The sequence below is a fragment of the Actinomadura logoneensis genome (genome assembly GCF_003428695.1).
Classification (GTDB): Bacteria; Actinomycetota; Actinomycetes; order Streptosporangiales; family Streptosporangiaceae; genus Spirillospora; species Spirillospora logoneensis.
Genome location: NZ_QURH01000245.1, coordinates 1 through 8,572, shown reverse-complemented (window position 1 = coordinate 8,572; position 8,572 = coordinate 1). Strand labels below are relative to the sequence as shown.

The 8,572-nt window shown below is 74.5% G+C and carries 5 protein-coding genes; all 5 read right to left on the bottom strand.

The window, feature by feature from the left end; genetic code table 11:
* Positions 1 to 86 precede the first annotated feature (86 nt).
* Positions 87 to 455 (bottom strand): hypothetical protein, encoded by a 369-nt coding sequence (locus tag DZF91_RS14310; protein WP_328589169.1) that lies wholly within the window; start codon positions 453 to 455, stop codon positions 87 to 89.
* Positions 452 to 2,188 carry an SseB family protein gene (locus tag DZF91_RS14305; RefSeq protein ID WP_117357959.1) on the bottom strand — a complete coding sequence of 579 codons (1,737 nt, stop codon included), beginning with the start codon at positions 2,186 to 2,188 and terminating at the stop codon, positions 452 to 454. Before DZF91_RS14305 ends, DZF91_RS14310 begins: the two co-directional genes overlap by 4 nt.
* A 75-nt stretch (positions 2,189 to 2,263) precedes the next feature.
* The gene (locus tag DZF91_RS42015; protein ID WP_235834285.1) at positions 2,264 to 5,041 is read right to left on the bottom strand and encodes a TY-Chap domain-containing protein; all 2,778 of its coding nucleotides are present in this window, start codon (positions 5,039 to 5,041) and stop codon (positions 2,264 to 2,266) included.
* A 465-nt stretch (positions 5,042 to 5,506) separates the two neighbouring features.
* Positions 5,507 to 7,036, bottom strand: coding sequence for a hypothetical protein (locus tag DZF91_RS14295; RefSeq protein ID WP_235834286.1), 1,530 nt, complete (start codon positions 7,034 to 7,036; stop codon positions 5,507 to 5,509).
* A 989-nt stretch (positions 7,037 to 8,025) separates the two neighbouring features.
* Positions 8,026 to 8,274: a hypothetical protein gene (locus DZF91_RS14290; RefSeq protein WP_117357958.1), complete on the bottom strand. Its 249-nt coding sequence runs from the start codon at positions 8,272 to 8,274 to the stop codon at positions 8,026 to 8,028.
* Between the last annotated feature and the right edge of the window lie 298 nt (positions 8,275 to 8,572).

Sequence of the window (8,572 nt, the reverse complement as noted above, 5' to 3'; positions counted from 1 at the left end):
CGCGGCCGGGTTCGGACGGCGCGGCCGGGTTCGGACGGCGCGGCCGGGTTCGGACGGCGCGGCCGGGTTCGGACGGCGCGGCCTGGTCAGACCGCCCTCTCGGCCAGGCCGGTCACCTCGGCGCGCGGCGCCCACGCCTGGTACACGCCCCGGTCGAACGTCTCCAGCCCGAGCCGCTCGGCGACCGGCGCGCGTCCTCCCGCGTACTCCACGCGCAGCCAGCCGTCGTGCTCGCCCAGCACGAGGAACGGCTCGCCGCGCCAGGTGCAGTGCGTGGTCACGTAGGCGAGCCTGGTCACCTCGGAGAACGGAACGACCCGGACATAGCGGGCGGACGTGACCTCCTCGAAGCCCTCCGCCGGGCGCGCCCGGTACAGCCGGACGTCGTTCCCGTCCGGGCTGGCCTCGTACTCCTCGCCGCGCCAGTCCGCGACGTAGCCGTGCCGGATGCTCACGTCCCGCCCTCCCCACGTGCGTGCCGTCCGCGCGGAGCGTCCGCGCGCGCCTCGGTGCGCGCGGTCCCGGACGCCGAGGCGCGGCTCCCGGTGCCGGAGGCTCCGGCACGCCGCGCGGGCCGGGGCGTACGGGGCTTGTCGGCACCGCGCGCCGTCGCCAGCCGGATTCGCCATCGGCGCAGGTCGGCGTCGTACACGGCGACCAGCGTCGGACGCCCCTCGCGCGCCAGCCGGTGCATCTCCGCGCCGTGCGGGAGACGCTGGCTGTCCACCCTGTACTCGGGGACGGGCGGCCCGTCGCCCGGCGCGTACCCGCGTCCGCCGGACGGTGCGTATCCGCGTCCGCCGGACGGTGCGTATCCGCGTCCGCCGGACGGAAGGTGTTCGCCGGCCTGGCCGCCCGGCACCCCGGCCGCCGACGTCTCGTCCTCGTCCCCGCCCTCCAGCGAACGCCGGAACAACGCCGGTTTCACCGCGGGCCAGCGGATCACGTGCACCGCGTCCATGCCGGGATCGAAGGGCGAACCCGGCTGGTCCAGGCCGAGCGTCCGGACGAGCTGCTCCGGGCGGGTCAGGTCCGCGACGTCCTTCAGCTTCTGGACGTATCCGGCGACCAGGTCGTACCCGCCGTCGAGATAGTGGGTGACGTGCTCCGGACGCAGCACCTTCTGCATCATGTGCGCCTGGGCGGGCTCCGTCCGGTCGTCGAGGGCCGGGACGGGATCGAGTCGCGCGCTGTCCGGGCTGGGCGCGACGGGCCGGGACGGTCCGGCCGCGTGCCGACCGTTCGCCTCCGGCCGAGCCTCCGCGCTCTGCGCCGCAGGCGGCACCGGCGGCTGCACGGACGGGGCCGACGGGCCGGGCTTGGACGGCGCTCCGACGGCGGGCGACGGTGCCGCCGGGGCGGACGGGGGCTCCTTCGGGAGCAGGTGCGTGTCCAGGTAGGAGGCGCTGGGCAGCCCGGGATTGACGGCGAGGCGCCAGTCGGGATGCGGCCACTCCCGCACCAGGTCGGCCACCGTCGAGGTCTGGGAGTGGACGGCCTGACCGCGCAGCGACCGGTCCATCGCCTCGGGGGAGGTGAAGGCCAGCACGAACGTCCCGCCGCCGAACTCGGCCGTCGCGAAGTGCCTGCCGCCTTCGGCGTCCACGCCGGGAGTGGGCAGGTAGAGGGTGGCGCGGGCGAGCAGCTTCAGGTATCCGTCCTGGTCACCGCGCTCGCGCGCGATCGTCAGCGCGCGCTCGGTCTCCACCTCGCCGGCGAGCCCGGCGGGCACCGCGGCGGCCTCCGCCTCGGGCACCGTGGACGGGATGCCGAGCGCCGGGAGGGCCAGCGGCGTCCCGCCGCCCGGACCGGTCATCCCGGCCTCGTACACCAGGTCCCGCGGCGACCGCACACCGTACGCGTCGCGCAGCGCGCCGGTCATCGCCCGGGCGAGTTCGCCGCACGGACGTGGACGCTCCGCCTCCTGGGGCGCCAGCCGCATCCACCAGTTGAGCCGTTCCTCGTCGTCGGGCTCGTTCCAGCCGTGGCCGGCCAGCTTCCGCTCCTGCCGCGCCGTCAGCGGCACGGGCAGGAACGCGTCACCGACCGCCTCCGCGTGCAACGCGCGGTCCGCGCGCAGCACCTGCGTGTAGGGGAGCCCCGTCGGCCCCTGCACGATCAGGAACGCGCGCTCGGGCAGCCGCGGCAGTTCGGCGGCCAGCCGGTCGGCGAAGTCGCTCCAGTCCACTCGGTCCAGCCTTCATGTCCGCGGGTCGGGGAGACGACCGTAGCGGAGGATCGTCTTCCCCGTCCCCACCAGTACCTATTCGCCCGGTTGCGGGGGAAGCGCGTCCGCCCGCACCGGGGTCCACACGCCTCCCACGGCGTCGAAGACCGCGACGGGAGCACCGTCCCCGGTTCCGTCCGTCTCCCAGAGCGCCGTCCCGTGCGGGACCCGCATCACGGACACGTCCGCGCCCGCATCCGTGCTCGCGCCCGCATCCGTGCCCGCGCCCGGCCCTTGCACCGCGTTCGCGCCCTGTGCCTGCAGGACGTCAGCGCTGGGATTCCGCACCGCGTCAGGGCTCGAATCCCGCACCGCGTCCGAGATCCACCTGATGCCCGGGGCGGAGTCCTGCGCCGCGTCGGCCGCCGGGCCGTGCCCGGCCTCGGCGACGTCGCTGTCCGGCACCGGAGCGGCGGCCGGCATCGCCGCCGTCCCCTGCGCTTCCAGACCCGGCAGGACCGGCATTCCGGACGTGTCGAACTCCTGGGGGCCCCTCGCGCCCGAGTCGCGGCGTCCGGCGGCGGCTCCGGCGAACGCGTCCCGCAGCGAGGACGCCCCCGGAGCACCGAACGACGTCCGCCCAGCATCCGCCGCGCCTCCAGCCCCAGCGGTGCCAGGCTCGTCCTGCCACGCCGCGTTCGACACCCCGCCGTCCCCGCCAGGAGATTCATAGGACGGCGACGCCACGTCGTCCTGACCATTCCCGTGCGCGGCCGTCTCCGGCAGGCCGGCACCCGGCCCGGACGCCCCGAAGGCGTCTCGCGTACCCGACAGACCGGGCATGTCCGCCGAAGTGAAGGAATCCTGAGGCCCGGCTACTCCAGGCGCAACTGACGCGTCCTCCGAAGAGAGAGCGCCGGAAACTCCCGACGCGGTGAACGCATCACCTTGAACTGCTCCGCCCAAGCTCCCCGGAACGGCGGGCTCGTCTCGATGCGGAGATGCCTCCGGCCGGGCGGAAACGTCCGGCACCGCGTCGTCCGCACCGGCCCGCACATCCTCCGGACCCGACGCTCCGAACGCGTCGTGCGGCACCGACGGGCCAGGGGAGGCGAGCACCTCGGACCGCGCGTCCGGGTGCCCCGGGACGCTCGGCGGAGCCTCAGCGGAGCCGACCGGGGCGAACGCCTCATACGGCGTGGAAGGGGCGGGCGCGGCGAACCCGTCGTCCTGCGGAAGCCCTGGGGGCATCACTCCAGGCGTTGCCCCAGGCAGCGCCCCGGCCAGGGCCTCACCGTCGCCGGACGCGTCGCGAGGTGCGGGAACGTTCGGCAACGAGACCTCGTACTGCCGCAGTCCCAGAGGCGAAGGCATCTCCGGCTGCCCGCCGCTCACACCATGGGACGGTGCGGCGAACTGCTCGTGCTGCGCTGCGACATCCGGCATCGGCGACGCGACGGACGCGTCCTCTCCTGCAGGGACGGCCAGCGGCCCGGTCGCGCCGAACTGCTCGTGCCGTCCGTGCGGGTCGACCGCCGTGAGGTCGAGCCGGGTCTCGTCGTCCGAGGCGGGGAAGTGCGAGGCGGGGAAGGCGGACGCACCCGGCTCATCGGAGACACCAGGGAAGGAGTTCAACGGCGTGTTCATCGGCGGCGGAACGCTCACCCCGCCCGACGGCGGGGGCACCGGCGTGCCGGAACCGGGGCGGACGGCGCCGAGCCGGAGGACGGCCGTGAGGTCCAGATGGATCTCGCTCGCCAGACCCGGGTTGATGGCGAGCTGCCACGCCGGATCGGGCCAGTTCGCCGACAGGTCGGCGAAGGACGTCCGCCGGAACGACCCGGGCTGCGACGACACGCGCGCGAGCGCTCCGGGAGAGGTGAACACCGTGATGTAGGTGCCGGTTCCCAGGGTGATGGTCGGCGGGACGCTCTCGCCGGGCCCGTCGGGGAAGACGAGGTCGGCGGTGGGCAGCAGGTCGAAGTACGTGATGTGGTCGCCGCGCTCCTTGGCCTCGGCGAGGCGCGGCTCGATCTCGTCCGCCGGGTTTCCCTGAGGGACCGGCGCGGCGGCGGGTGCCAGGCCCGGGCCCGCTCCGCCCGCACCGGGTGCGGACGGTCCGTGCCCCGGAAGATCGCCGCCTGCGGGATAGGCCGGGTTTTCGGGGCCCTGCGACGGCATGGGGGCGCCGGGGAAGCCGGTGGGCACCGGCCCTCCGAGCCCCTTCGCGTCGGGGAACGCGGGCGGCGGCGCGCCGAACTCGTCCGCCGGGACGTTCCGCTCCGGCAAGGAACCGTGACCGGAACCGGACAGCGGGTCCGAGGCGCGCGGGTCCGAGATGTTCGGATCCGCCGCGACACGGGGATCCGCCGCGACACGGGGGTCCGCCGCGCGCGGGTCCGAAGGGCGCGTCCGGGTGATGCGGGACGGGTCGGCGCACTCCAGGCCGAGGTCGGGCAGCCCGACGAGGCCGGTGCCGTGCCGGTGGAACGACTCGTACACCAGGTCGGACGGCCGCCGGACGGCCTGGACGTCGCGCAGCGCCGTGACCATGACGTCGGCGAGCCGGACGTAGTCGGGGGGGGCCGCGAAGCCGGGCAGCTCCGTCCACCAGTTGCGGGGGCCTGCGACGCCGGGCTCCGCCGGGGGACGCCAGCCCGCCTCGCTCATGACCTCCTCGTCCGCGAGGGTGAGAAGGAGGGGACCGTCAAGGAAGTTGTTGCTCACCGCCTCGGCGTAGAGCCGGTCCGGTTCCCGCATGGCCTGGACGTAGTGACGGCTCTCCTCACGCTCCCGGACGATCAGGATCGTGTCCCGTTCCAGGGCCGTCAGCTCGCGCCCGAGGCGCCGAGCGAACTCGGACCACTCCAACAAGATCACTCCCTACGGCCGGGGGTGGCCCCCCGGTTCCCCCCGTCGATCACTGCCCGGTTCGATGATTGTCGTCTAGGGCACTTTCTGGCAAACCGGACGCCCGCCCTGCCCGAGCCATGTCCACCGGCACTCTCTCACCCGGCTGTGACAAGTCTTCACGCACCGCGAACCCCGGCGGCACTCCCAGAGCGAACTCCCCGGGACGAACCCCCGAGAGCGAACCCTCACTGCGAACTCCAGCACGGCCTCGGAGCGGGACCGCCCGCCCGCCACTACCCCGAAACCGCTTCCCCACCTCGTCCGGCGACGTCCGCCATCGGCCGCGAACGACCCGTCACCGCTTCCCCCGAGAACCGTTCCCGCCACACCCCGGCGGTCGTCCCGCTCACCCCGGCGGTCGTCCCGCTCACCCCGGCGGTCGTCCCGCTCACCCCGGCGGCGGTTCCTCGTTCATCCCGGCCCCGTTCATCCCGGCGGCGGCTCGTGCCGCAGCACGCGCAGCCCCGCCCGGAGCGCGCGCGGATCGTGCCCGTTGCGGTCCAGCACCGCGATGAGCCGGTGCAGCACCTCGTGCCGCTCGTAGCCGACGTCCAGCAGCGCCTGCGCCGTCTCCCACAGCTGCGGCGGGTCGCCGCGCCACAACCGGTCCGCGATCCGCTCGTGGGCCCGCAGGTGCTCCTCCGTCGCGCCCGGATGCTCCAGCTCCAGCAGGACGCGCCGGTCCGCCGGATCGGACGGGTCGAGCACCGACAGGTCGATCGTGCCGTGCCGCCCCGACACCCGGTGCCGCCCCGACAGGAACGGCAGCGCGAACGCGCGCCGCGGCAGCGCCTCCAGGTCGCCGTCGGGGAGCAGCCGGTCCACGATCTCGCGGTCCAGGCCGAACGACGACGGATCGCGGTAGGCGTCGGCGAACTTCACCGTCGCGTCCCACACCGCGTCCAGCGTCGCGCGGACCGCCTCGTCCGGCAGCCCCGTCCGGCGGCCCGCCCACCGCGTCCAGGCGGCCAGCACGTGCGGGACGGCCTCCTGCTCGGCCTGCGACAGCAGCACCTTGCGCGGCAGCCAGTCCAGCAGGAACATCTCGCACTTGACCGGGCTCACCCGCAGCGGACGGCCGAAGTCGTGGGTGCAGCCGTAGTCGATGATCCGGTCCACGCAGCGGCTCGCGGCGGCCGTGTCGGACAGCTCCGCCGCCTCGTCCGACGCCAGGAACCGGACGGCCAGGTCGGCTCGCCGGTCCGCGCCGTGCACGGCGGGCTGCGGCGCCCGGCCGCCCGTCGGCAGCGCCCGCACCCGGTGCCGGACGAACGCGTGGTAGGACCCGAAGTTCTCGTCGACCGGCGCGTCCGGCTCCTCGTTGGTGTGGTCGAGGCAGCGCTGGAGCAGCGCCCGCGCGTCCCGCGGCTCGATCTCCTCGAACCGCATCAGCGGGTTCACCGCCGCCTCGCGCCGGCAGTGGTCGAGCAGCCGGTCGATCCGGGACGACACCCACGCGTCCCGCACGGATCCGCACGCCGGGGGCCGCTCGCCCGGCATCCGCGGGCCGACCACGCCCGGCCGCGTCCGGTCCACCAGGACGACCAGCGCGTGCCGGTCGGACGCGCCGCCGTCGCCCGGGTACTCGAAGACGCAGATGACCGACTCCTGGTCGCCGTACACGTCGCGGGACACGTAGCACTCGCGCGCTTCGACCATCCCGACCCGGTCGGCCCAGATCGGACCCGCGACGCCCCGGTCCATCAGCTCCAGCGCGGTGCGCTCGGCGCGGGCCGCCTGGCCGCGCGTGCCGAGGCAGGTGATCCCGGTGAGCAGCGCGAGCGCCGCCGGACTGCCGACCCGCGCCGCGTGCGCCACCAGCGCCTCGCCGACGACCTCCTCGACGTCCCCGTCCAGCGCGCGCTGGCCCCACCACGAACCGAGGATCTCGCTCACGATCAGCTCGGCGTCCAGGGGACTGCGGACGGCCAGCAGCTCGCGCGCATGCCGCAGCATTCCATCGAAGATCGCGGCGATCTCGTCGTCCGGTACCGGCGGCTCGGCCGCAGGTTCCCCCGCGGACGGGCGGCTGCTACGGGGACTCACGCCCCCTAGCTTCTCAGATCCCGCCACCAGGAACGCAGCAGTTGCCCACGGGACGCCCCTCTCCACGCCTCGCAACCAGGTGAACTGCAGCACACCCACCCCCCTCTCGCCTCCTCCCGCCGGGCTTCGCCGCAACGACGCGGCCCCGGCCCGCTCGGCCTCCTCACGCGGTCGCGCCGCAAGGTCGCTCGGCCGGCCCCGACAAGGCGCTGACCTCCCGAGACGCCTCGCCGGAGAACCCTGCCAGGGACACGGCCGCGAACCGCCCCGATGCACGAGTCTTTTGCGCGTATTTGGGCAGACCCTCGTCCAGGCGGAGGCGTGACCCGGAGCAGGTGACAAAGAAGTGGCCGACGGGAGCAAGGTGACAAAGATGTGGCGCTCGGCGCAGGGCACAGGCAGCCACCTCGGCGGCCACCGCGCCCATCACCTCGGCCACTTCGCAGCCCGTACGCGGAGGCACTCGAAGGACAGCGTTGCCCAGCCCGAGGGCTACGAACGCATTACTCCGCGGCCAGGAGTAAAGGATCGACGAATAGGCGCCGGCCGGACTCCCCGCGTTCCTGAGAAGCCCCGTTCCCGAGAAGCTGGGGTGCGGAGAAGCCGCGGTCCCGACAAGCCGCGGTCCCGCCCGACAAGCCGGGGCCGCGGAAAGCCGGGCTCGCGAGGAGCCGGGGTTGTGGAAAGCCGGGGCCGCGAGAAGCCGGGGCCGCGAGAAGCCGGGGTTGCGGAAAGCCGGAGTCGCGGAAGCCGGGTCGCGCGAAACCGGGGTCGCGGAGGCGGCGTGCGACCGCCAGGCTCCGCGAAGTGCGGGCCCGGCGGGCACACGGCGACAAGCCCTCCGCCGTGTTCGCCCGGTCACCGAGCGAAGGCGCGTGGAGGGCCTCCAGGGACCGGGATCAGGCTTCGCGGGCCCAGGGGGTGACGCTGCCGGACGGCGGCATCGACTTGACCCTGCTGAGAAGCTGCTCGCGGGCCATGCGCTCGACCAGCTCGTCGCTGGGGGACAGCCCCAGATGGGTCATGCGCGCCTGGACGTCGGCGACGCACCGCGCCACGTCCTCCAGGAGGAAGATCACGAACTCGACCGTCAACCGCTGCGTGAGCACGTCCCGGGTCTCGCTCCGGTGATCGGCAAGTGCAGGCATCGCACGCCTCCGTTGCCCGAGGGGGCCGACGGCCGGGGGTGAACCGCCGGTCGAGACGCGGCCGGACACGCGCCACCCCGACTCGCACCGTCCGGAAGGGCGCCCGAACCCCGCCTCGATGTCTCATTTCAGCGCGTTCGCAGCGAGTGTCAAGCCCCACGTTCGTCTCAATGCCGTGCGGTCAGCCCCTCACCTCCCCAAAGTCACTCACAGGTCACTTGCCCGCCCCCGCCTGTTCTCCGCCGGCCGGCACCGCCCCCGCCTCCGGGCCCGCCCCCGCCTCCGGGCCCGCCCCCGG

Bases quoted from the DNA above. Each gene is read 5' to 3' on its own strand.
- DZF91_RS14295 (WP_235834286.1), bottom strand. From the start codon at position 7,036: ATGCTGCGGCATGCGCGCGAGCTGCTGGCCGTCCGCAGTCCCCTGGAC.
- DZF91_RS14290 (WP_117357958.1), bottom strand. From the start codon at position 8,274: ATGCCTGCACTTGCCGATCACCGGAGCGAGACCCGGGACGTGCTCACG.